A 23,761-nucleotide genomic window follows, 5' to 3' on the forward strand; every position below is an offset into this window, starting at 1 on the left:
TCCTAGGCTGCTTGCTTTTGGGAAGCAGCTTGATGAATCAATGACGCCTTAATGAAAGCAGAGAATAGTGGATGCCCATCACGTGGCGTTGATGTGAACTCTGGATGGAACTGCACACCAAAGAACCAAGGATGCATTGAGTTAGGCAACTCCATCATTTCAGGCAAGGATTCGTTAGGAGTTCTAGCAGAAATAATCAGGCCAGACTTCTCAAGACGCGGCACGTAGATGTTATTCACTTCATAGCGATGGCGGTGACGCTCATTCACTTCAGGGCCATAGATTTCATGAGCCAAAGTGCCTGCTTTAACAGGGCAACGTTGTGAGCCTAAGCGCATGGTTCCACCAAGATCAGAATCATTGGTGCGCTTCTCAACACGGCCTTCACGATCAACCCACTCGGTAATCAAAGCCACAACTGGGCTCTCAGTCTCAGGATCAAACTCAGTACTGTTTGCTTGGGCAATATTAGCAACATGACGCGCAAACTCAATCACAGCTAACTGCATACCCAAGCAAATACCCAGGTAAGGAACATTGTTTTCACGGGCATAACGAATGGCAGCAATCTTGCCTTCTGTGCCACGCTTACCAAAACCACCAGGAACTAAGATTGCATCAAGATTCTGAAGACAGTCAACACCATCTTTTTCAATGACTTCAGAGTCAATGTAATTGATGTTGACGCGGGTGTGATTATGAATACCTGCGTGACGCAAAGCTTCGATCAATGACTTATAGGATTCGGTTAGCTCAACATACTTACCAACCATACCAATGGTGACTTCGTGCTGCGGATTAGCTAACTCATAAACCAAGTTTGCCCAAACAGATAAATCTGCAGGCTTAGCCTCAATATCTAATTCACGACAAATCAAATCATCCATACCCTGAGCTTGAAGCATCTCAGGAATCTTGTAGATGGTGTCAACGTCCCAAACTGAAATCACAGCTTCTTCACGAACGTTCGAGAACAGTGAGATCTTAGAGCGCTCATCTTCTGGAATTGGGCGATCTGCGCGGCATAAGAGTACGGTCGGCATGATGCCGATTTCACGCAACTTTTGTACTGAGTGCTGCGTAGGTTTTGTTTTCAACTCCCCTGCACTTGCAATGTACGGGACCAAAGTCAGATGAACAAAGGCGCAGCTGTGTTTTGGCAGGCGGATACTCATTTGGCGGGCTGCTTCAAGGAATGGCAGTGATTCAATATCACCCACCGTTCCACCGATCTCACAAATAGCAATATCAGCTTTGCCATCGTGACTTGCCTTAGCGCCGCGCTCTACAAATGCTTGAATTTCATTCGTAATATGGGGGATAACTTGAACTGTCTTACCAAGGTATTCACCGCGTCGCTCTTTGCTGATGACAGATTCATAAATCTGACCAGTTGTGAAGTTATTGCTCTTCCGCATCTTTGCGGAGACAAAGCGCTCGTAGTGGCCAAGATCGAGGTCAGTTTCAGCGCCGTCTTCAGTAACGAAGACTTCGCCATGTTGAAGCGGGCTCATTGTCCCAGGGTCAACGTTGATATATGGGTCTAATTTTAGGAGGGTGACTTTCAGGCCGCGGGATTCAAGAATCGCGGCAAGCGAGGCAGCTGCGATTCCTTTCCCTAAAGAAGAAACCACACCACCAGTGACAAAAACGTATTTGGTCATCGCTTAAGCTCTGTTGGAAAAAGTAATTATAACGATAGCGACTCTGTCAGGATAAATTCTTGGGCTATCCAATAACTCTCGGGCTGCCAGCTAGCTCAACATAAAATTTGCCTGTTTTATAGGCAATTTTTTGCCACCCAGAATTCTTTTACCAACCCTTAATCCTCCATCACCCCGGATCTAATACCCCTTCTGCAATTGTGTTGAATTACTGACAATTATTGGTTTATCCCCATAAACCCCTATTTAGCCCTTAAATGAGGCATTTTTTGAGAACTTTTAACAATTAAGTCTTATATAAGACATGAATTAGCAATTACAATAGACTGGATAGGGAAATAAGCCCTGCTGAGCCTTAAGTTGATAACTCTTACCCGATAGGAAATACGATGCTAGAAGCCTACAACGCCCAAGTTGCCGAACGCGCAGCCCTTGGAATTCCAGCCCTCCCCCTGACTAAAGATCAAACTGCCGAACTAGTGGGTTTGCTCAAAAATCCTCCAAAGGGTAAAGAAGCAGAATTACTTGAACTCATCACAAACCGCGTACCCGCTGGTGTTGATGAAGCAGCTAAAGTTAAAGCAGAATTTTTGGATGCCGTTGCCAAAGGAACTGAGAAGTCTCCTTTGATTTCACGCATTAAGGCTACTGAGCTTTTGGGCACTATGCTCGGCGGTTACAACATTAAGCCTTTAGTTGAATTGCTCTCCGATTCAGAGTGTGCAGCTACTGCTGCAGCAGCTTTGAAAAAGACCTTGTTGATGTTCGACTATTTCCATGATGTACAAGAATTAGCTGAAAAAGGTAATGCAGAAGCGAAAGGCGTTCTGCAAAGCTGGGCTGATGCCGAGTGGTTTACGAGCCGTGCCGCTGTTCCAGAAAGCATGAAGCTCACCGTATTTAAAGTTACCGGTGAAACGAATACCGACGACCTTTCACCTGCTCCTGACGCATGGAGCCGTCCAGACATTCCATTGCATGCAACGATCATGCTGAAGAACCCACGTCCAGGCATTGAGCCAGATGAGGCTGGTGTTCGTGGCCCAATGAAGCAAATTGAAGCTCTCCAAAAGAAAGGCAATCAAATTGCCTACGTTGGTGACGTTGTTGGTACAGGATCATCACGTAAATCTGCAACCAACTCGGTGTTGTGGTGGACTGGTCAAGATATTCCATTTGTTCCGAACAAGCGCTTTGGTGGTGTTTGCTTAGGTACAAAGATTGCCCCAATCTTCTTTAACACTATGGAAGATGCTGGTGCATTGCCAATCGAGTTAGACGTTTCCGACATGAATATGGGCGACGAAATTGAATTGCGTCCATACGAAGGTAAAGCATTTAAGAACGGTAAAGAAATTGCCGCCTTCTCACTCAAGTCACCAGTAATTTTGGATGAAGTTCGTGCAGGCGGTCGCATTCCTTTGATCGTCGGTCGTGGCCTCACAGCTAAAGCGCGAGCAGCACTTGGCTTGCCAGCTTCTACAGAATTCCGCATCCCTGTTAGCCCACCTGATAACAAAAAAGGTTTCAGCTTGGCGCAAAAGATGGTTGGCCGCGCTTGTGGATTGCCAGAAGGTCAAGGCGTACGCCCAGACACTTATTGCGAGCCACACATGACTACAGTCGGCTCACAAGACACCACTGGTCCAATGACCCGTGATGAATTAAAAGACTTGGCATGTTTAGGCTTCTCTGCTGACTTGGTAATGCAATCTTTCTGCCATACATCTGCATATCCAAAACCAGTAGACATTCGCACTCACCATGAGTTACCAGCGTTTATGACCAACCGTGGCGGCGTTGCATTACGTCCAGGTGATGGCGTGATCCACAGCTGGTTAAATCGCTTGCTCTTGCCAGATACCTGCGGTACTGGTGGCGATAGCCATACTCGTTTCCCAATCGGCATCTCCTTCCCTGCTGGTTCTGGCTTGGTAGCGTTTGCTGCTGCAACTGGCGTAATGCCTTTGGATATGCCTGAGTCTGTATTGGTTCGCTTCAAAGGAAAAATGCAGCCTGGCATCACTTTGCGTGACCTAGTAAATGCGATTCCTTTGTATGCAATCAAGAAAGGCTTGTTGACTGTTGAAAAACAAAACAAGAAGAACGTATTCTCTGGGCGCATCTTAGAAATCGAAGGTTTGCCTGATCTGAAAGTTGAACAAGCATTTGAGTTGTCTGATGCTTCAGCAGAACGTTCAGCTGCAGGTTGTGCAATTGCTCTCAGCAAAGAGCCGATCATTGAATACATGCGCTCTAACATCACTTTGATGAAGTGGATGATTGCAAATGGCTACGAAGATAAGCGCACTTTAGGTCGTCGTATCAAAGCAATGGAAGCATGGATTGCTAAACCTGATTTACTCAAAGCAGATACAAACGCAGACTACGCTGAAGTAATCGAAATCGATATGAGCGAGATTAAAGAACCAATCTTAGCTTGCCCTAATGATCCAGACGATGTGAAGTTCTTGTCTGAAGTTTCTGGCGAGAAAATCGATGAGGTATTTATCGGATCTTGCATGACGAACATTGGACACTTCCGCGCAGCTGGTCAAGTTCTTCAGGGTAAAAAGGATATGCCTACTCGCCTATGGGTGGCTCCTCCAACTAAGATGGACCAGATGATTTTGACCGAAGAAGGCTATTACGGCATTCTGGGTGCTACAGGTGCTCGTATGGAAACTCCAGGTTGCTCACTCTGTATGGGTAACCAGGCTCAGATCCGCAAAGGCTCTACAGCAGTTTCTACATCAACACGTAACTTCCCAAATCGTTTAGGTATCGATACTCGTGTGTACCTTGCTTCTGCTGAGCTTTCAGCGGTTGCAGCACTCTTGGGTCGCCTCCCAACGCCGCAGGAATATTTCGAGCAAGTTGAGTCATTGAATGCCAAGTCTGGTGAAGTTTATAAGTACATGAACTTTGACAAGATTAAGTCATTCAGCGATGTTGCTGACACGGTAACAATTTAAGCATTAATAGCCCCGATGTTTGGGGCAATAAAAAAGGCGATCAACCGATCGCCTTTTTTCATATCTAAATTTGCCTAGATGCAGAGCTTATTTTCTTGATGGGCATTCTCACGATTCAAACCAGAAGCCCAGGTATTGGTCGGCAAGCCTGTTTTTTCCATGATTAATTTTGCGCGCTTAGAAACTTCTTTCCACTCTACTTCCAACTGAGGGCCTTTGAACGCAATTGCCACCACGTTGCAGTCATGAGACTCCGGAAAGAGAAGCACGCGATTATCAAACGCTTCACAGATATTATTTAAATTGATATCAAAGCTTTTGTGACGAGAGAACAAATTCACGGTTAGTATGCCAGGCGACTTGAGAATATCGTAGCAACCTTTGTAAAACTCTAGGGAACTAGCAGCAGGGCCATCGCAAATAGCGTCATACAAGTCAACCTGAACTGCATCAAAGCGGTCCTGATTCTTGGTGTTCTGAACAAATGCCTTGGCATCAACTTGCAATGTCTCTAGCCGGCGATCATCATCCGGCGTGAAGAACATGCTGCGAGCAGAAACAATCACAGCAGGATTAAGCTCGACAACCGTTGTTTTTACAGCTGGGCAATAACGATGAGCAAACTTTGTCAGAGCGCCAGTACCCAAGCCCAGTTGAGCAATGCGCATGCCGGGCTTGGTTTCTAAAAATAATAACCACGCCATCATTTGCTGGTTGTATTCCAGATAAATCTCATCTGGATCACGAATGCGCATTGCCCCCTGAATTAGCTCGCTCCCAAAGTGCAAATAGCGCACCCCACCACTCTCAGAAAACGTAACTGGCTCCATCGCCATAGATGAATCTGGCATTAGATTACTTTGCCCAGACTCTAGCGTTGCGGAATAAGCGCATCCATGGGCTAGCACCATCAGGCGTATCTAACCATTCCTTTGGTGCCCAGCTCATCTGCACAGCCCTAAAGACGCGCTCAGGATGCGGCATCATTACCGTGAAGCGTCCGTCTGGGGTTGTAACGCCAGTTAAGCCACCAGGCGAACCATTTGGGTTCATTGGGTAGGTTTCAGTTGGGTTACCTTGGTGATCTACAAAACGTAGAGCAGCCAACCCTTGTTTCTGAAGTGCCTCTAAATTGCCTTGTTGGCTAAAGTTAGCAAAGCCCTCTCCATGCGCAATAGCGATAGGTAGCTGACTTCCTGCCATACCCTGCGTAAAGATAGAAGGTGATGCCATCACTTCAGCCATCACCAATCGAGCCTCGTACTGCTCGGATTGATTGCGGGTAAATTTAGGCCAAGCTTCAGCGCCAGGAATGATTCCCGCTAGATTGCTCATCATTTGGCAACCATTACAGACACCTAATGCAAAGCTTTCTTGGCGATTAAAGAATGAGGAGAACTGATCGCGTAATTGAGCATTAAAGAGAATAGTTTTCGCCCAACCCTCGCCTGCACCCAATACATCTCCATAACTAAATCCACCGCAGGCAACTAGGCCACGAAAATCATCTAACTTGGATTTACCAGATAGTAGATCTGACATGTGAACGTCGTAGCTATCAAAGCCAGCCCAATTCATGGCATAAGCCATTTCTACATGAGAATTAACACCCTGCTCGCGCAAGATGGCGACTTTAGGTCTGGCATTCTTATTAATGAATGGTGCTGCAATGTCGTCAGCAATGTCAAATGTCAGCTTTGGTGACATTCCACTATCGGCAACGTTATCGAGCAGCGCAAACTCACTATCAGCACAATCTGGGTTATCGCGTAAGCGAGCAATCTGATAACTCGTGTTAGCCCACATCTTTTGTAAGACTTCGCGTGGCTCAGCAAAGATATTTTTCGCATCACGCCAAATTTCAATTCGGCCATTGGTATTTGGTTTTGCAATCACATGACTGAACGCGCTCAGGTTCAATTTACGCAAAACAGCAAATACAGCATCCCGATCAGCTTTGCGAATCTGAATTACCGCACCAAGCTCTTCATTAAATAAAGCGCGCATGGTTTGCTCATGACGTCGACCAGATACCTGTTGCGCCCAGTTCTTGGCATCACCCCAGTCAGCCTCTTGCCCAACATCAACAGCAATCATGTCGACGTTCATTGAAATGCCGGTATGCGATGCAAATGCCATCTCTGCAATACAGGCCAACAAGCCGCCGTCAGAACGGTCATGGTAAGCCAGCAACTGATCTGCTTTGCGCAGTTCAATGATGGCAGTGGCAAGTGCCTTTAGATCTTCTGGGTGATCTACATTCGGAGCTGATTTACCAGATTGATTGAGTACTTGAGCAAGAATGCTTCCAGCCATGCGGTTTTTACCGCGACCTAAATCAATCAAGATCAACTCAGTTTCTAATGCTGCGCCAGATTCATCTTTGAGTTTAAGCAAAGGCGTTGTAGTTTTACGAACGTCCTGAACTGCAGCAAAAGCAGAAATAATTAAGGAGACTGGAGAAACCACTTTTTTGGCTTGATCGCCCTCCTGCCATGCAGTAGCCATAGATAGAGAGTCTTTACCAACCGGAATAGAAATGCCAAGTGCTGGACATAAATCCATCCCAATTGCTCTAACGGAGTCATACAGCTTTGCATCTTCTCCGGGTGCACCACAAGCAGCCATCCAATTAGCAGAAAGCTTAACGTCTTCTAAGCGACGAATGTCCGCAGCCAATAGATTAGTAATGGCTTCACCAACTGCCATCTTGGCAGCGGCTGGTGCATCAATCACGGCCAATGGAGTACGCTCGCCCATGGTCATAACTTCACCACGGTAGCCCTTGTAATCCATCAAGGTAACTGCACAGTCAGCAACAGGAACTTGCCATGGCCCAACAAATGGATCACGAGCATTGAGACCACCAACGGTACGATCGCCGATAGTAATCAAAAAGGATTTGCTAGCAACTGTGGGTTGCTGTAGAACCCAAGCAATGCATTGGGCAAGATCGGCGTCAGTGACATTTAATTCTTCAAACTCTTGCGCAACACGCGTTACGTCACGATGCATACGTGGCGGCTTGCCTAGCAATACTTCCATTGGCATATCAATGGGCATTGCAGCATCAGTACCAGTAGCTTCCTTACTGTCGCTTAGCTGAAGTTGACGCTCAACTGTTGCTACACCCACTACGGCAAATGGGCATCGCTCGCGCTCACAGAGTGACTTAAACAGCTCCAGATCTTTAGCCTCAATTGCTAGAACATAACGCTCTTGAGATTCGTTACACCAAATCTCTGCAGGACTCATGCCACTTTCCTCAAGCGGCACTTTGCGTAACTGAAATTGGGCGCCTAATCCGGCACCATCAGCCAGCTCTGGAAATGCATTGGAAATACCACCCGCACCAACATCATGAATTGAAACAATAGGGTTACTCTGACCCATAGCGATACAAGAATTAATCACTTCTTGTGCGCGACGTTCCATTTCTGGATTACCGCGTTGGACAGAATCAAAATCTAAATCTGCAGTATTGGTTCCGGTTGCAACAGAACTACCAGTTGCGCCACCCATACCAATACGCATACCAGGACCACCCAATTGAATAAACAAGTGCCCTGCTTTAATTTGTTTCTTTGCAGTATGGATAGAATCAATGCTACCGATACCACCAGCAATCATGATGGGTTTGTGATAACCGCGACGAACACCTTCTAGGGTTTGCTCAAAGACGCGGAAATAACCACCGAGAATGGGACGACCAAATTCATTATTAAATGCGGCCCCACCTAATGGGCCATCAATCATGATTTGTAGTGGCGTGGCAATGCGCTCTGGCTTGCCGTACTTCTCAGACTCCCACGGCAAATCGGTGCCAGGGATATTGAGGTTTGAAACAGAGAAGCCGGTAAGGCCTGCTTTAGGACGCCCGCCGACACCAGTCGCACCTTCATCACGAATCTCGCCACCAGCACCTGTAGAGGCGCCTGGGAATGGAGCAATTGCCGTTGGGTGATTGTGGGTCTCCACCTTCATTAAGGTATGTACTAAACGTGTGTCTTTTTCGTAAAGACGACCCTCACCTTTGGAGGACCAAGTTTCTGACTCGGCTCCCACCATCACTGCTGAGTTATCGGAGTAGGCAACGATCGTGCCTTCTGGCTGAAGTTGATGGGTATTGCGAATCATCGCAAATAGAGATTTCTCTTGATCATCCCCATCGATAGTCCAACTGGAGTTGAAAATCTTATGGCGGCAATGTTCACTATTCGCCTGGGCAAACATGATCAACTCAACATCGCTCGGATTACGTTCTAAGCGAATGAAATTCTCAACGAGATAGAGCACCTCATCTTCTGATAAGGCGAGACCTAATTCTTGATTTGCTTTATCTAGTGCAGCTCTGCCCTCAGTTAATACTGGGATGCGGACAAATGGGCGATCAGGCAGAGATTGATATAAAGCACTAGCTTCATTGATATCTGAGATAACAGCCTCAGTCATACGATCATGTAATGCAGCCAACACCAGCTGCTCTTGTTCTGTGCTGAGTGATTTTTTACTCTGCCAAGCATACTGAACGCCACGCTCAATACGTAAAACTTGAAGACCACATTGACGCGCAATATCTGTTGCTTTACTGGCCCATGGAGAAACTGTGCCAAATCGAGGAATAGCAATCGCAGATTGTTTATCGGCGGCTTTACTAAATAAGGAGCCACCCTTCAACTGAGATACAAAAGGTTGGCCGTAAGTCAGAAGACTCTCGAGCACCTCTATGTCCTTGGCATTGAGCTCTGACTCAGACCAAACAAAATGAAGGTATTGAGCCTCTATGGACTCAAGTTGAATTCCTTGGGCTGCGAGCGAAGCTAAAAGTCGCTGTTGGCGGAAGGCTGAAAGGGCATTTGCCCCGGGCAAGCAACAGAATGATGACATGCCAAGATTATAAGGTTTTGCTTAAACCAGGCGCCCGCCCTGAAGGCTCAATTGACGTTGACACCGAGCAGCCAAGGCTGGATCGTGGGTCACCAGAACCAGTGTCGAAGAATTCTCCCGATTTAGCTCAAAAAGGAGCTCAATCACCCTATTTCCGCTAGCTTCATCCAGGCTCCCAGTGGGTTCATCGGCGAACAGAATGGCGGGCTTATTAATGAAAGCTCGGGCTAGCGCCACCCGTTGCTGCTCACCACCCGACAGCGTATTGGGAAAGTGATTAGCCCTAAGGCTTAAGCCAACCTTTTCGAGCCATTGATGAGCCTCTAGCCTAGCGTCAGCGTGCTCTATACCAGCCATCTCCAGGGGAAGCATGACATTCTCCAAGGCCGTAAGGTGTGGCAATAGCTGGAATGACTGAAATACAAAGCCAACAAACTGACCGCGCAAACGTGCCCTGCCATCCTCATCCAGCAGATTGAGGCTTTGCCCCATTAGAGCAATTTGCCCTGTGCTTGGCAGATCTAATCCAGCCAAGAGACTTAACAAGGTACTCTTTCCAGAGCCCGAAGCGCCAATAATCGCTACACTTTCACCCTGCGCAATTTGAAAACTCAAGTCGTGCAAAATAGCCAAGTCACCATCAGCCGTATTTACCAGCTTGCCAACGTGTTCGGCAACAATGGAATTAGACTGTTTGTTCATGTGGAATTTTCTAGAGTGGAAAAATGCGGATTCAGTTTTTAACTGTGAATAAATTGATTACAGGGCTATTTTGCCTTGTATTAAGCATTTCTTCCTGGGCACAAGTAAAGCCAGTCGTCCTGATACTAGGTGATAGCCTTTCCGCTGAATACGGCTTGCCGCGTGGCACTGGCTGGGTCACGCTTCTCCAAGGGCAATTAGTCAAAGATCAGAGTCCATGGAACGTATTTAACGCCAGTATTAGTGGAGAAACTAGCTCAGGCGGCCTGAGCAGACTTCCGAATCTCTTGGATCAGAAAAAACCAGGGATCGTGCTCATAGAGTTGGGAGCGAATGATGCCTTGCGTGGTTTACCAGTAAATCAAACTGAAGCCAATCTACGTAAGATGATTCAGATGAGCAAAAAATCAGGTGCAAAGGTTTTGCTATGCGGCATACAGATTCCTTCGAACTATGGTCAAACCTACACGATGCAATTTAAGAATCTCTATCCCCTTCTTGCAACTCAAGAGCACGTAGAGTTGCTACCATTTTTCTTAGAAGGTGTTGCTACTAAACCAGAATTGTTTCAGGCGGATCGCCTACATCCCAATGTGGCAGCACAAAGCATTATCTTTAAAAACGTATGGGGCTCAATGGCCCCATACAGTAACTTACTTAAAAAACTGCCTTAGTTTTAACTGCCCGCGCTACCTGCGCTTGCTTGCTTGAGCGGGTTGATAACTTTAACGCCAGCGCTATTACGCCAGTAGCCCATAAAGCCAGCAAATTCGGATTGCGCAGCTAAAGCTTGAATCTGTTGCGCCTGAGCCTTATGTACTTTGGCATCAACTGCAGGTGGCTGACGAACTTGATCAATACGATAAATCGTAGTGCCAATACCTGGATTAGCAACCGAAACTACAGCCGGTAAGTTATTTGCATTAACAGACATAACCTCATCCATTGATGGACCAACCAAGCTGCCGGGCTTATTGCGCGAGATCCAGTTAGGGCTTGCGAAACCAGCGGCATTCTTCGGATCTTTTTCAAGTGCGGCTAATTTCTCGCTTGCGGCAGCAATAGCTAACTTCTCTGCGGCACGTTGACTAACTTGACGCTTCACTTCTGCAGCAACATCTTTGTAAGGCAAAATTTGTGCTGGGTGCAAAATTACTACCCGAGCGGATACAAATACACCCGGCGCCGTTTGTACGGCTTCGGTATTACGCTTATTCTTAAGAGCCTCATCACCATAAAGAGACTGGATCACTTTAGGATTAGCCAAAGGATGATCTTTGGATACGCCTGGTGCGCCACCACGAGTTACACCCTTCTGGGATTGAATACTCAGCTTTAATTTATCAGCAGCAGGCTTCAAACTATCAGACTGGTCGTAAGTCATATTCGCAAACTGATCTGCCTTTTCATTAAAGGCTTTGGAGTCTTCTTTTGGATCTGCCTTAAGAACAATGTACTCAACATCAATGTATTCAGGACGCTCAAATAATTTGGCGTTAGCTTCGTAAAAAGCCTGTAGCTCTTCAGCAGTTGGATTCACTTTAGACAAATAATCTTTGGCATTGAACTGCAAAGTCTGAACTTGTCTTTCGGTCTCATACAAAGATGAAACAATCTCAGATAATTTTGGGCTAGCCAGTTCTGTACGTGCAACTGAGTTAACCAACTGTTGAATTTTTAAGTCAAAGCTTTGACCAGCATAGAACTGCTCTTCGTTCATGCCATTGCTTGCCAATAACTGCTTAAAACGTGCATCATCAAATGTGCCATCTTGACGATATAAAGCACGAATCTGAGGAATCTTTTGCAGGCTATTAACAAGCTCTTGCTTGCCAACTTGCAATCGCAGGTCGCTTACTGCAAATCCTAAGATGCGCTGCTGGAGTAACTCATTCAAAATAGCTTGACGAAACGGCAGGCTTTGGGCAATTTGCATATTCCCACCGACACGCTCAGCTTGACGCTTGGCAGCCATATCCACTTCTTGCGCAGTAATTGGCTTGCCATTCACCTTAACAATATCGGTTTCCTTATCCATGAAACTGGAATAGCTAGAAATACCAAACATGGCAAATGAAGGAACGATGAATAACATCAGCACAAGCTGAAGAATCTTTTGGTGCTTACGTACGGTATCAAACATGAATTAATCGCTAGGAAGTGAAGTCAATAATGCGAGTGTACAAGGCAGAAGGTCTAGAGGAACTAGAAAGCCTATAAGAGGAAAAGCAAATGCGATTTGGGAAACTGGTGGGCGCTGACGGGATCGAACCGCCGACATTCTGCGTGTAAGGCAGACGCTCTACCATCTGAGCTAAGCGCCCCAAATTAATACAGACGAGATTGTAACCTAGTGCGGGAATAAAAGAGAGATTCTTCATCAAAATGGGCTTAAATAGATCACTCAAATCGACTCAAAATCCCTCAAATATCCCCTAGGCATCAATGCTTTAAGGCTTCTCCAGAAGAAATCTTTTCATTAGCTTTGCTAGCTTCAGCAGCCTTTTTAGCCAGCTCTTCTGGTGTTGGATCCGGTAAAGGAACTGGTTTTCGCTCTAAAGCCAACTCCAGAACTTTATCAATCCAACGGACCGGAACGATTTCAATCGCATTCTTGACGTTATCAGGAATATCGATCAAATCTTTGACGTTTTCCTCAGGAATTAAAGCCAGCTTGATACCACCGCGATGCGCTGCCAATAACTTCTCTTTTAGACCGCCAATTGGCAATACTTCGCCGCGCAAAGTAATCTCACCAGTCATGGCTACATCAGAGCGAATTGGAATGCCTGTAAACACAGAAACCAAGGCCGTCGTAATGGCAATACCAGCTGATGGGCCATCCTTTGGCGTCGCGCCGTCTGGGAAGTGAATATGAATATCCTTCTTCTCAAAAGCTTCATCCGCAATTCCCAAAGCTCTCGCTCTAGAGCGAACCACAGTCTTAGCCGCTTCGACAGACTCCTTCATCACATCGCCAATAGAGCCGGTACGAGTGATAACACCTTTACCTGGCATCACTGCTGCTTCAATGGTCAATAGATCGCCACCAACCTCAGTCCAAGCCAAACCAGTTACCTGGCCAACTTGATTCTCTTTTGCAGCTAGACCAAAGTCATACATCTTCACGGACAGGAACTTCTCTAGATTGTCAGCATTCACAGTGACTGGTGCCGCCTCTTTCTTGAGGAGAAGCAACTTCACCACCTTACGGCAGATTTTGCTGATTTCACGCTCTAAAGAACGAACACCAGCTTCACGTGTGTAGTAGCGAATCATGCTGCGAACAGCGGATTCCTCAATCTTCAATTCATCTTTCTTGAGACCATTATTTTTAATCTGTTTAGGGATTAAATAATTGATCGCAATGCTTGTTTTCTCATCCTCCGTGTAACCGGCGAGACGAATGATCTCCAAGCGATCCAATAAAGGACCAGGAATATTCAATGAGTTAGATGTTGCAACAAACATCACATCGGAGAGATCAAAGTCAACCTCAACATAGTGATCTTGGAATGTGTGATTTTGCTCTGGATCTAAAACCTCAAGCAATGCACTTGCAGGATCGCCACGGAAATCCATACCCATCTTATCTACTTCGTCCAAGAGGAATAAAGGATTGCGAACACCTACCTTAGTAAGGCTAGAGAGAATCTTGCCTGGCATAGAGCCGATGTAGGTACGACGATGACCGCGAATTTCAGACTCATCACGCACGCCACCCAATGCCATACGAACAAACTTACGGTTTGTTGCACGTGCAATAGATTGACCTAGGGAAGTTTTACCAACACCAGGAGGCCCAACCAAACAAAGGATCGGAGCTTTAACGCGTTCAACACGTTGTTGAACTGCGAGGTATTCCAGGATGCGTTCTTTCACTTTATCGAGACCGTAGTGATCCTCATCCAATACTTTTTCAGCATTAGCCAAATCATTATTGATCTTAGTTTTCTTCTTCCATGGAAGCGTAACCAAAGTGTCAATAAAATTACGAATCACGGTTGCTTCAGCAGACATTGGTGACATGAGTTTGAGTTTCTTCAACTCAGACTCAGCCTTCTTCAAAGCTTCCTTAGGCATGCGAGCAGCCTTAATTTTCTTCTCAAGCTCCTCGAGATCAGCGCCCTCTTCACCCTCACCCAATTCTTTTTGAATAGCCTTAACTTGTTCGTTCAAGTAGTACTCGCGCTGACTCTTTTCCATCTGACGCTTTACACGCCCACGAATACGCTTCTCAACTTGCAAAATATCGATTTCGCTTTCGAGATCAGCTAAGAGGCTTTCTAAGCGTTGAACTACATCAGTCATTTCTAATAGACGCTGTTTCTGTTCGAGCTTGACTGGGAGATGTGCGCAAATCGTATCCGCCAAACGGCTTGGATCATCGATGCCACCCAGTGATGACAGAATCTCTTGAGGAACTTTTTTATTCAGTTTTACGTACTGATCAAACTGAGCCATGATGGCGCGACGCAAAGCCTCAGTCTCATGCGCATCTAATGCTGACATTGGGCTTGGGCTAGCTTCGCAGCAGAAATAGCCTTGGCTATCTTCAACCTGACTTACTTCGGCACGCTGGACGCCCTCAACTAGCACCTTTACGGTGCCGTCGGGCAGCTTGAGCATTTGCAGAATGTTGGCGATACAACCAACCTCATAGAGGTCCTCTACGCCAGGCTCATCCTTGGCAGCTGTCTTTTGAGCTACTAAAAGTACATTTTTGCCAGTTTCCATGGCAGCTTCTAGCGCTTTAATTGATTTTGGACGACCCACAAACAAGGGGATGACCATGTGCGGAAACACTACGACGTCCCTTAAAGGGAGGAGTGGCAGTTGAATAGGTTCAGAGGGTAGTAATAAGTGGCCAGGCATGGGGCAATTCCTCCAAAATAGTCGTTCCGTAAAAATCTCTAAAAATGCCGTACTACTAGATACGGACATTATTTAGGAATAGGATACTACCTATATGGGTGCCACCAAGTGAAAAACAAGGGGTAAATATGCAAAAAGTGAGCGAAAACCCTGTGAAAACAGCAAAAAATAGCAAAAATTAGGCTTTTTTGCTCATTTCCGTGGATTCATCACCCTGCTTGTAGACCAAAATGGGCTTTCCGCCCTCAGCGATGGTATTTTCATCGATGACCACCTTTTGAACATTCTTCAAAGATGGCAGGTCATACATTACATCCATGAGGGATCCCTCAAGAATAGAGCGCAGGCCGCGTGCACCGGTTTTACGTGCAATAGCCTTCTTGGCGATAGCTGACAATGCTGCTGGGCGAACTTCAAGCTCAGAGCCTTCCATCGTTAATAACGCATGATATTGCTTAACCAAGGCATTTTTAGGTTCAGTCAGAATCTGAATTAATGCAGTTTCATCCAATTGAGCCAAAGTCGCCACAACCGGCAAACGACCAATCAACTCAGGAATAAGACCAAACTTGATTAAATCTTCAGGCTCCACTTCGATTAAGAGGTCGCTAACACCGCGATCATCTTTACCTGGAACCGTGGCATTAAATCCAATGCCTGTCTTCGCAGTGCGCTGCTGAATGACCTTCTCGAGACCGTCAAATGCACCGCCGCAGATAAATAGGATATTAGTCGTATCAACTTGCAAGAAATCTTGGTTTGGATGCTTGCGTCCACCTTGAGGCGGTACAGAAGCCATCGTGCCTTCAACCAGCTTTAACAAGGCTTGCTGAACGCCTTCACCCGACACATCACGGGTAATAGACGGGTTATCTGACTTACGGGAGATCTTATCGATCTCATCGATGTACACAATGCCACGCTGTGCTTTTTCTACGTTGTAGTCGCAAGCTTGCAATAATTTTTGAATAATGTTTTCTACATCTTCACCAACATAACCCGCTTCAGTCAGCGTCGTTGCATCAGCCATTACAAATGGAACGTCCAACATGCGCGCTAAGGTTTGCGCCAACAATGTTTTACCCGAGCCAGTTGGGCCGATCAGCAAAATATTACTTTTTGCTAATTCAACACCGTCAACCATGGCTTTGGCAGGAGTCTTGGATTCCTTTTTGTCGGCAACATCAACAGGCTTGCCGTCTTTATCAAGCTTCTCTTTTTTTGGTTTTGGCAAATACTGTAAACGCTTGTAGTGGTTGTAAACCGCTACAGCCAAAGTCTTCTTCGCATGGTCTTGACCAATCACATACTGGTCTAAGTTCTCACGGATCTGGTGTGGTGTTGGTAAAGCGTCATCACCCTCACCTTTAGGAAGCTTAGCAAGCTCTTCTTGAATGACGTCGGTGCATAAGTCGATACACTCATCGCAAATAAATACAGAAGGTCCAGCAATCAGTTTCCTTACTTCATGCTGACTCTTGCCACAGAAAGAGCAGTACAGAACTTTATCTGCACTATTGGTAGTATTTTTATCGCTCAAAGTAGATATCTAAAAATGAATATATTAAGGACGCTTATCGATCACTTTATCGATCAAACCATACTCTTGAGCCTGATCTGCAGACATAAAGTTATCGCGATCAGTGTCCTTGGCAATCGTTTCAATCGATTGACCAGTGCGATCCGCCAAAATCTTGTTCAAGCGTTCACGTAAATAGAGAATCTCACGGGCTTGGATTTCAATATCAGAAGCTTGGCCACGTGCGCCACCTAATGGCTGATGAATCATCACACGTGAATTAGGCAATGCATAACGCTTACCTTTCTCACCAGCACATAACAAGAATGCACCCATACTTGCAGCCATACCCATGCACAAAGTGCTGACGTGTGGTTTGATGAATTGCATCGTATCGTAGATTGCTAGACCAGCAGAAACAGAGCCGCCAGGAGAGTTGATGTACAGAGAAATTTCTTTGTCTGGGTTTTCACTCTCAAGGAATAGCAACTGAGCAATCACCAAGTTTGCAGTTTGATCATTTACTTCGCCAACTAAGAAAACTACACGTTCTCTGAGTAAGCGAGAGTAAATGTCATAGGCTCTCTCACCTCGACCAGAGGTTTCAATCACCATTGGAACTAAACCCAAACCTTTGGGCTCTAAATTCTCAGACTGGAAATGATTCTGGTTCATGTGATCAGGCCTTTATTAATGAATACTTAGTTGAGCTTGCTGAGTTCTTCGAAGGTAACTGCTTTATCGATCACTTTAGCTTGCGAAGTGAAAAACTTAATCATGTTATCTTCCAGCACCAAGTTCTCGATATCTTTGAGGCGGCTTGGATTGCTATAGAACCAACGCACTACTTCTTTAGGATCTTCGTATGTGGCAGCTTGCTCATCAATTTCAGCTTTGATTTGATCTGCAGTGGCAGCCAAGTTTTGCTGCTTTACCAAGTCGCTCAAAATCAAACCGAGGCGAACACGCTTGAGAGCTTGCTCAGCAAACATTTCAGCAGGAATTGGTGCGTCTTTCGCATTCGGAATGCCACGCTGCATCAAGTCTTGACGTGCTGACTCAACTAAACGCTCTTGCTCTTGAGCAACCAAAGATTTTGGTGCGTCAAGTTCGCAAAGGCTATTGAGCTTCTCCATTACTTCACCTTTTAACAGGGAAGTAATACGACGCTTTGTTTCACGATCCAAATTCTCTTTAACTTCTTCACGCATTTTGGCAACGCCACCTTCGGTAACGCCCAAAGACAATGCAAAAGCATCATCAACTGCTGGTAGATGAGCCCAATTAACTGACTTAACAGTGATGGTGAAATCTGCAGTCTTACCAGCAACATCTTTACCGTGGTAATCCGCTGGGAAGCTTAATGGGAAAGTCTTGCTTTCACCTGCTTTGAGGCCCAATGTTGCAGCTTCAAATTCTGGGAGCATACGGCCTTCACCAAGAACGTATTCAAAGTTTTCAGCTTTACCGCCAGCAAATTCAACGCCATCGATTTTGCCAACGAAGTCGATAACAACCTGGTCACCAGCTTGAGCGGCTGTGTTTGCACCGCCATCACCATGAGCACCAGCTACGCCGCGTGGATGGTAATGAACTTGCTGCTTGCGCAATACATCTAATGCGCGATCAATTTCTGCATCCGAAATATCGGTTGTGTACTTAGTCACTTCTGCTTTGCTGAAGTCACCAATCTTTACTTCCGGCAACACTTCAAAGTAAGCATCGAACACAATTTTGTCTGCGTCTAATTCAGATTTTGGGTCAAGGCGTGGTTGTCCAGCCAAAAGGATTTTTTCTTTTTGGGCTAAGTCATAGAACAGCTCAGAAGCTTTATCGAACTGAAGCTCGAAATCCACTTGCATGCCGTATTGCTTTTCAACCATGCTCTTAGGCACTTTGCCTGGACGGAAGCCTGGGGCTTTCATGGTCTTACCCAATTTAGCCAAACGGTCTTCTCTTGCCTTAGCCAAATCGGCACGAGCGAACTCTAAGGTCACTTTGCGGTCTAACTGACCTAAATTTTCTATCTGCACAGCCATTCTCGTCTCTTAATTGAAAATCGGATATGTGAAGCCCAAGCCAAGTAGCTATCTTGTGGTGCGAGGAGGGGGACTCGAACCCCCACACCATTGCTGGCGTCAGGACCTAAACCTGGTGCGTCTACCAATTTCGCCATCCTCGCGCGAATTCCGCAAACACTACCGAGCTGAAGCTTCACTCTAAAGACCGTAATTCTACAATGCTTAGCGGTTTTGGAGGATATTTAGGCCTTGTAGAGCAAAGCCACCGCATGGACTGCAATGCCCTCGCCTCTGCCTAAGTGCCCAAGGGATTCATTGGTTTTGGCCTTTAGGTTGACATGGCTTGGCGTGACAGCCAAATCTACTGCGATATTACGAACCATATCTGGCAAAAAAGTGGCTAATTTGGGTTTTTGGCAAATAATCGTCGCATCGACGTTACCAACTTGAAACCCCGCTGCCTGAACCTTCTGAAGAGCCGCTCTGAGCAAAATTCGGCTATCCATATCCTTAAACTGGGGATCAGTATCTGGAAATAGCTGGCCAATGTCATTCAATCCAGCAGCGCCTAGCAATGCATCTGTTAATGCATGTAGCAAGGCATCCGCATCCGAATGCCCCAGTAGGCCTTTATCACTAGGGACATGAACACCGCCCAATATCAACTTACGATCCGCAACTAAGGCATGAACGTCATAACCTTGACCAATACGAAACTGGGGGATGTGAGGAGTGTTTGAAGTCATTGAGTTGTCGTTATAGATTCTGAGATCTTATTGGCAGGAGGCCTGCAAGATGGTTTGCATCAAATCCCAATCTGCTGGGTGAGTCACCTTGAAGTTGCGAGTAGCTCCCTCTATCAATAATGGGCTAGAGCCTGAGAGCTCCATTGCACTTGCCTCATCGGTAATATCGGCCTCTAGTCGTATGCCCTCCTCAATTGCATCATGCAGGCGTTTTAGACCAAACATCTGTGGTGTTTGTGCCTGCCAAAGATGATCTCGAGAAATTGTCTTCATTGCCCTATTGGGATTGCCTGCAATTGCGGAATTGGCATCAGCCATTTTTAAGGTATCCGCTAAGGGCATTGCCAAGAGGCCACCCTCACCAGCTTGAGTGACGGCACGAATCAGTTTTTGAATCAGCTCGGGGGAAATTCCAGGTCGGGCGGCGTCATGAACTAGCACCCAATCAGTCTCCGGAATGCCCGCCTTAAGCATGGCTGCCAGAGTATTTCTGACGGTTTCTTGACGAGTTGGGCCGCCGCTGGGAAGAAATTGAATGGAGGTAGACTTGCTGGAAAGTGAGCTCAGAATAGGATTGTCGATAAAGCCGGGGCTAACACCTACCCAAATAGAGGCAATCTCTGGGGTGGCAGCAAAGGCTTCCAAGGCATAGGCCAGCATTGGTTTGCCCGCCAATTCCTGAAACTGCTTTGGCAAAATTCCACCAAGTCTAGATCCTGTTCCAGCCGTAGGTAACAAGGTGTGACATTGGGGTGAAGATTGATTTCCCGGGTGCATACCTGATTCTATAATGAGCGCAGATGTCTGATGCATTAAAACTAGCACCCCCCATACCCGCACCCCGGGCTGGGCAGCGCTTTACCTTTTCGGGCCTCGTTGGCTCATCAGATGCTGCATTAATAGCCCAATCCGCCCTTCGGTACCGATCTGAATTCTCAGTCATGGTTATTTTCTGCGCTCAGGCGCAGGAAGCCCAGCGTCTTCTTGAGGAAATTCCAGCTTTTGCCCCTCAGCTCAAGACGCGCTTATTACCTGACTGGGAAATTCTGCCGTATGACCATTTCTCACCTCATCAGGATTTAGTCTCAGAACGCTTAGCGACGCTCTATGAATTACTCAACGGCAGTTGCGACATTGTCTTGGTGCCCATCACCACTGCATTACAAAGACTCGGACCACCAAACTTTTTATCTGGTCACACTTTCTTTTTTAGACAAGGTGACAAGCTTAATGAGGCGGCTCTAAAACTTCAGTTGCAGCAGGCTGGATACGATCCTGTGAGCGCAGTAATGCGCCCTGGTGAATATAGTATTCGCGGCGGACTCATTGATTTATTTCCGATGGGCTCTAGTCTGCCTTATCGCCTGGATCTCTTTGGCGATGAGATTGAGCAAATTCGAGCTTTTGATCCAGATACCCAGCGTAGCCTCTATCCCGTTAAAGAAGTTCGCCTATTACCCGGACATGAATTTCCTTTTGATGATGCTTCACGTACCGCATTCCGCGGCAGGTGGCGCGAAGTATTTGAAGGCGATCCAACACGTTGCTCAATTTATAAAGATGCCAATCTCGGAATCCCCAGCGCTGGCATCGAATCGTACTTACCCCTCTTCTTTGAAGAATCATCGACAGTCTTTGATTATTTCCCCCGCTCAGGCGATCCCGTCTGGCTAGTAAGCATCGGTGATGTTGAAGAATCTATTAAGAGCTTTTGGAAGGACACGCTTTCTAGATATGAATTCTTAAAGCATGATCTTGATCGCCCTATTCTTCCGCCGGCAGAGTTATTCCTGGATGTTGATCAGTTCTTTACAGCAGCTAAACCCAATGCGCGTTTGGCATTAGATAAAGAGGCAGATAAAGAATCAAAAGCAGCCCCACAATTTTTAGCCGTACCTGATTTAGCAGTCCATCGTCGTGATGCTGATCCAATCAATCGCTTGCGCGCTTTGGTTTCTCAAGAAAAAGTCCGCGTACTTATTTGTAGTGATAGTAATGGCCGTAAAGAATCGATTCGTCAACTCTTTGAAGAGAGTAATTCGGTTGCCGGACAAAATGGCAAACCGCTGTACCCACTAAAGCCAGAAGGCTTTGAAGGTGTTGCAGACTTTATTAAGAGTGATGCACTATTCGGCTTAGTCACAGCGCAACTCTTTAACGGCTTTACATGGCCAGCTGAAAACCTCATCGTTGTTACTGAGGCTGAGCTCTTTACCACCACTGCACGTCAACGACGCAAGGGTAAAGAAAGTGAGAGCGCCGATCCGGATATGCTCTTCAAGGACTTATCTGAGCTTAAGATTGGTGACCCCGTTGTTCACTCAGATCATGGCATTGGTCGCTATCAAGGTTTAGTGCTACTTAATTTAGCGCCACCCAAAGAAGAACCCATTTTTGAAGAGTTCCTGCATTTGGTTTACGCCAAAGATGCAACCCTGTATGTACCTGTGCAACAACTGCAGATGGTGACCCGATATGCAGGCTCTGATCCTGACTCAGCACCACTGCATCAATTAGGTTCTGGTCAGTGGGATAAGGCGAGACGTAAAGCTGCGCAACAAATTCGAGATACCGCCGCAGAACTATTAAGCCTCTATGCGGCAAGAGCGATTCGCAAAGGTCACGCCTTTGAATTCTCAGCACATGACTATGCTGCATTTGCAGAAAGCTTTGGCTTTGAAGAAACGCCAGATCAAGCCAATGCGATTGCCGCAGTGATTGGTGACATGACCAGCGGTACGCCAATGGATCGACTGGTATGTGGCGATGTGGGCTTCGGCAAGACTGAGGTTGCATTGCGCGCCAGCTTTGTAGCAGTTATGGGCGGCAAGCAAGTAGCCATCCTTGCGCCAACTACCCTACTCGCTGAACAACATGTCGCAACCTGGAAAGATCGCTTTGCCGATTGGCCTGTGCGCATTGTTGAGCTCTCACGCTTTAAAACCACTAAAGAAATCAATGCAGCCCTTGAAGCAATAGCCAAAGGCGAGGCTGACATCATTATTGGCACACATAAGCTTCTTTCAAAAGAAACTCAGTTTGCTAATTTAGGTTTAGTAATCGTGGATGAAGAACATCGCTTTGGCGTGCGTCAAAAGGATGCACTCAAGGCATTGCGCGCTGAAGTAGATATCCTGACCCTGACTGCAACCCCTATTCCGAGAACGCTTGGCATGGCTATGGAGGGCTTACGTGAGTTCTCAATCATTGCGACAGCACCCCAAAAACGCTTAGCAATCAAAACATTTGTGCGCCGTGAAGGTGACGGCGTTATTCGTGAGGCCGTTCTTCGGGAGATTAAGCGTGGTGGACAGGTCTACTTCCTACACAACGAAGTCGAAACGATTCAAAACCGCAAGCATGCCTTGCAAGAACTTATTCCCGAGGCCCGCATCAGCGTAGCGCACGGTCAAATGCATGAGCGTGAACTGGAATCAGTCATGCGTGAGTTTGTGACTCAACGCACCAATATCTTGTTATGCACCACCATTATTGAAACAGGTATTGACGTTCCGACCGCTAACACCATCATCATGCATCGCGCAGATAAGTTTGGTTTAGCTCAGTTGCATCAATTGCGCGGTCGCGTTGGGCGCTCACATCACCAGGCGTATGCCTATTTACTAGTACCTGACCCCGAAGCCCTCAGTAAGCAAGCGCAGCTACGTTTAAATGCGATTCAAGCCATGGAGGAACTGGGGTCTGGTTTCTATTTGGCGATGCATGACCTAGAAATCCGTGGTGCCGGTGAAGTCCTAGGTGATAAACAATCTGGTGAAATTCATGAAATTGGATTTCAGCTGTATACCGAGATGCTCAATAGAGCAGTTAAATCTCTGCGAAGCGGCAAAGAGCCAGATCTACTATCTCCACTGCAGGCCACCACTGATGTCAATCTCGGCGTACCCGCCCTCTTCCCGAATGACTATTGCCCTGATGTTCATGAACGCCTCTCCATGTACAAGCGTTTCGCCGGTACAAATGATTTCTCCGAACTCATGGGATTGCGCGAGGAATTAGTGGATCGCTACGGTGATTTGCCTGACCAAGCTAAATCCCTATATGAGACCCATCGATTACGCTTAGAAATGGCTGGTTTTGGAATTAAGAAAATTGATGCTAGCCCAGCATCGATACAGATTCAGTTCATCCCCAATCCTCCGATTGATCCAATGAAGATTATTCAATTGATTCAGTCATCCAAATACATTCAGCTCAATGGGCAAGATAAGCTCAAAATTCTTCCCCAAAAAGAGAAGGATTTTGAGAAACTAGAGCAACGTCTAGACCATATCCGAAAAATTCTCAGAAGCCTCAATGAGTCCGCCATGCTCAATACTGTTCAAGCAAATTAATTACTGATCGTTAATGC

General features: G+C 46.4%; 14 protein-coding genes and 2 tRNA genes. 3 read left to right on the forward strand and 13 right to left on the reverse strand.

Annotated features, from left to right (window positions below):
• Positions 1-2: 2 nt before the first annotated feature.
• The gene (locus ICN30_RS00070) at positions 3-1,664 is read right to left on the reverse strand and encodes a CTP synthase (protein WP_216272527.1); all 1,662 of its coding nucleotides are present in this window, start codon (positions 1,662-1,664) and stop codon (positions 3-5) included.
• A 389-nt stretch (positions 1,665-2,053) separates the two neighbouring features.
• Here ICN30_RS00070 and ICN30_RS00075 point away from each other — a divergent pair, with 389 nt between their 5' ends.
• Positions 2,054-4,639: a bifunctional aconitate hydratase 2/2-methylisocitrate dehydratase gene (locus ICN30_RS00075; protein ID WP_216272528.1), complete on the forward strand. Its 2,586-nt coding sequence runs from the start codon at positions 2,054-2,056 to the stop codon at positions 4,637-4,639.
• 74 nt (positions 4,640-4,713) lie between these two features.
• Here ICN30_RS00075 and ICN30_RS00080 read toward each other — a convergent pair whose 3' ends face one another.
• From ICN30_RS00080 to ICN30_RS00090, 3 genes are read right to left on the reverse strand one after another with little or no spacing between them, the layout of a single operon-like run.
• Positions 4,714-5,490, reverse strand: a complete 777-nt coding sequence (locus tag ICN30_RS00080) for a spermidine synthase (protein ID WP_255533020.1) — start codon at positions 5,488-5,490, stop codon at positions 4,714-4,716.
• Positions 5,491-5,494: 4 nt separating this feature from the next.
• Positions 5,495-9,526 carry a phosphoribosylformylglycinamidine synthase gene (gene purL, locus ICN30_RS00085; RefSeq protein ID WP_216272529.1) on the reverse strand — a complete coding sequence of 1,344 codons (4,032 nt, stop codon included), beginning with the start codon at positions 9,524-9,526 and terminating at the stop codon, positions 5,495-5,497.
• A gap of 21 nt (positions 9,527-9,547) precedes the next feature.
• Positions 9,548-10,228: an ABC transporter ATP-binding protein gene (locus tag ICN30_RS00090; protein ID WP_216272530.1), complete on the reverse strand. Its 681-nt coding sequence runs from the start codon at positions 10,226-10,228 to the stop codon at positions 9,548-9,550.
• 23 nt (positions 10,229-10,251) lie between these two features.
• Between ICN30_RS00090 and ICN30_RS00095 the strand changes: the two genes are divergently transcribed.
• Positions 10,252-10,902: an arylesterase gene (locus tag ICN30_RS00095; RefSeq protein WP_216272531.1), complete on the forward strand. Its 651-nt coding sequence runs from the start codon at positions 10,252-10,254 to the stop codon at positions 10,900-10,902.
• A gap of 2 nt (positions 10,903-10,904) precedes the next feature.
• Here the strand turns inward: ICN30_RS00095 and ICN30_RS00100 are convergent, their stop codons facing one another.
• The 9 genes from ICN30_RS00100 to ispD form a co-directional block, all read right to left on the reverse strand.
• Positions 10,905-12,371, reverse strand: coding sequence for a peptidylprolyl isomerase (locus ICN30_RS00100; RefSeq protein WP_216272532.1), 1,467 nt, complete (start codon positions 12,369-12,371; stop codon positions 10,905-10,907).
• 105 nt (positions 12,372-12,476) lie between these two features.
• Positions 12,477-12,552, reverse strand: a tRNA-Val gene (locus tag ICN30_RS00105).
• A gap of 118 nt (positions 12,553-12,670) precedes the next feature.
• Entirely contained in the window at positions 12,671-15,103 is a 2,433-nt protein-coding gene (gene lon / locus ICN30_RS00110) for an endopeptidase La (RefSeq protein WP_216272533.1), read from the reverse strand.
• A 178-nt stretch (positions 15,104-15,281) separates the two neighbouring features.
• On the reverse strand, positions 15,282-16,643 hold the full coding sequence (gene clpX / locus ICN30_RS00115) for an ATP-dependent Clp protease ATP-binding subunit ClpX (protein WP_216272534.1): 1,362 nt from the start codon (positions 16,641-16,643) through the stop codon (positions 15,282-15,284).
• A 24-nt stretch (positions 16,644-16,667) separates the two neighbouring features.
• Complete coding sequence (gene clpP, locus ICN30_RS00120; RefSeq protein ID WP_015421102.1) at positions 16,668-17,297, reverse strand: ATP-dependent Clp endopeptidase proteolytic subunit ClpP; 630 nt, start codon at positions 17,295-17,297, stop codon at positions 16,668-16,670.
• 26 nt (positions 17,298-17,323) lie between these two features.
• Entirely contained in the window at positions 17,324-18,661 is a 1,338-nt protein-coding gene (tig, locus tag ICN30_RS00125; RefSeq protein ID WP_216272535.1) for a trigger factor, read from the reverse strand.
• Positions 18,662-18,717: 56 nt separating this feature from the next.
• A tRNA-Leu gene (locus ICN30_RS00130) sits at positions 18,718-18,804 on the reverse strand.
• A gap of 81 nt (positions 18,805-18,885) precedes the next feature.
• Positions 18,886-19,389, reverse strand: coding sequence for a 2-C-methyl-D-erythritol 2,4-cyclodiphosphate synthase (gene ispF / locus ICN30_RS00135; RefSeq protein WP_216272536.1), 504 nt, complete (start codon positions 19,387-19,389; stop codon positions 18,886-18,888).
• A gap of 27 nt (positions 19,390-19,416) precedes the next feature.
• Positions 19,417-20,166: a 2-C-methyl-D-erythritol 4-phosphate cytidylyltransferase gene (ispD, locus tag ICN30_RS00140; protein ID WP_216272537.1), complete on the reverse strand. Its 750-nt coding sequence runs from the start codon at positions 20,164-20,166 to the stop codon at positions 19,417-19,419.
• Positions 20,167-20,189: 23 nt separating this feature from the next.
• Between ispD and mfd the strand changes: the two genes are divergently transcribed.
• Entirely contained in the window at positions 20,190-23,744 is a 3,555-nt protein-coding gene (gene mfd / locus ICN30_RS00145) for a transcription-repair coupling factor (RefSeq protein WP_216272538.1), read from the forward strand.
• Positions 23,745-23,761 lie beyond the last annotated feature (17 nt).

Origin of the sequence: Polynucleobacter sp. 31A-FELB (genome assembly GCF_018882405.1) — a bacterium.
Lineage (GTDB): Bacteria > Pseudomonadota > Gammaproteobacteria > Burkholderiales > Burkholderiaceae > Polynucleobacter.

Bases quoted from the DNA above. Each gene is read 5' to 3' on its own strand.
- ICN30_RS00070 (WP_216272527.1), bottom strand. From the start codon at position 1,664: ATGACCAAATACGTTTTTGTCACTGGTGGTGTGGTTTCTTCTTTAGGG.
- ICN30_RS00075 (WP_216272528.1), top strand. From the start codon at position 2,054: ATGCTAGAAGCCTACAACGCCCAAGTTGCCGAACGCGCAGCCCTTGGA.
- ICN30_RS00080 (WP_255533020.1), bottom strand. From the start codon at position 5,490: ATGCCAGATTCATCTATGGCGATGGAGCCAGTTACGTTTTCTGAGAGT.
- purL (WP_216272529.1), bottom strand. From the start codon at position 9,526: ATGTCATCATTCTGTTGCTTGCCCGGGGCAAATGCCCTTTCAGCCTTC.
- ICN30_RS00090 (WP_216272530.1), bottom strand. From the start codon at position 10,228: ATGAACAAACAGTCTAATTCCATTGTTGCCGAACACGTTGGCAAGCTG.
- ICN30_RS00095 (WP_216272531.1), top strand. From the start codon at position 10,252: ATGCGGATTCAGTTTTTAACTGTGAATAAATTGATTACAGGGCTATTT.
- ICN30_RS00100 (WP_216272532.1), bottom strand. From the start codon at position 12,371: ATGTTTGATACCGTACGTAAGCACCAAAAGATTCTTCAGCTTGTGCTG.
- lon (WP_216272533.1), bottom strand. From the start codon at position 15,103: ATGCCTGGCCACTTATTACTACCCTCTGAACCTATTCAACTGCCACTC.
- clpP (WP_015421102.1), bottom strand. From the start codon at position 17,297: ATGAACCAGAATCATTTCCAGTCTGAGAATTTAGAGCCCAAAGGTTTG.
- tig (WP_216272535.1), bottom strand. From the start codon at position 18,661: ATGGCTGTGCAGATAGAAAATTTAGGTCAGTTAGACCGCAAAGTGACC.
- ispF (WP_216272536.1), bottom strand. From the start codon at position 19,389: ATGACTTCAAACACTCCTCACATCCCCCAGTTTCGTATTGGTCAAGGT.
- ispD (WP_216272537.1), bottom strand. From the start codon at position 20,166: ATGCACCCGGGAAATCAATCTTCACCCCAATGTCACACCTTGTTACCT.
- mfd (WP_216272538.1), top strand. From the start codon at position 20,190: ATGTCTGATGCATTAAAACTAGCACCCCCCATACCCGCACCCCGGGCT.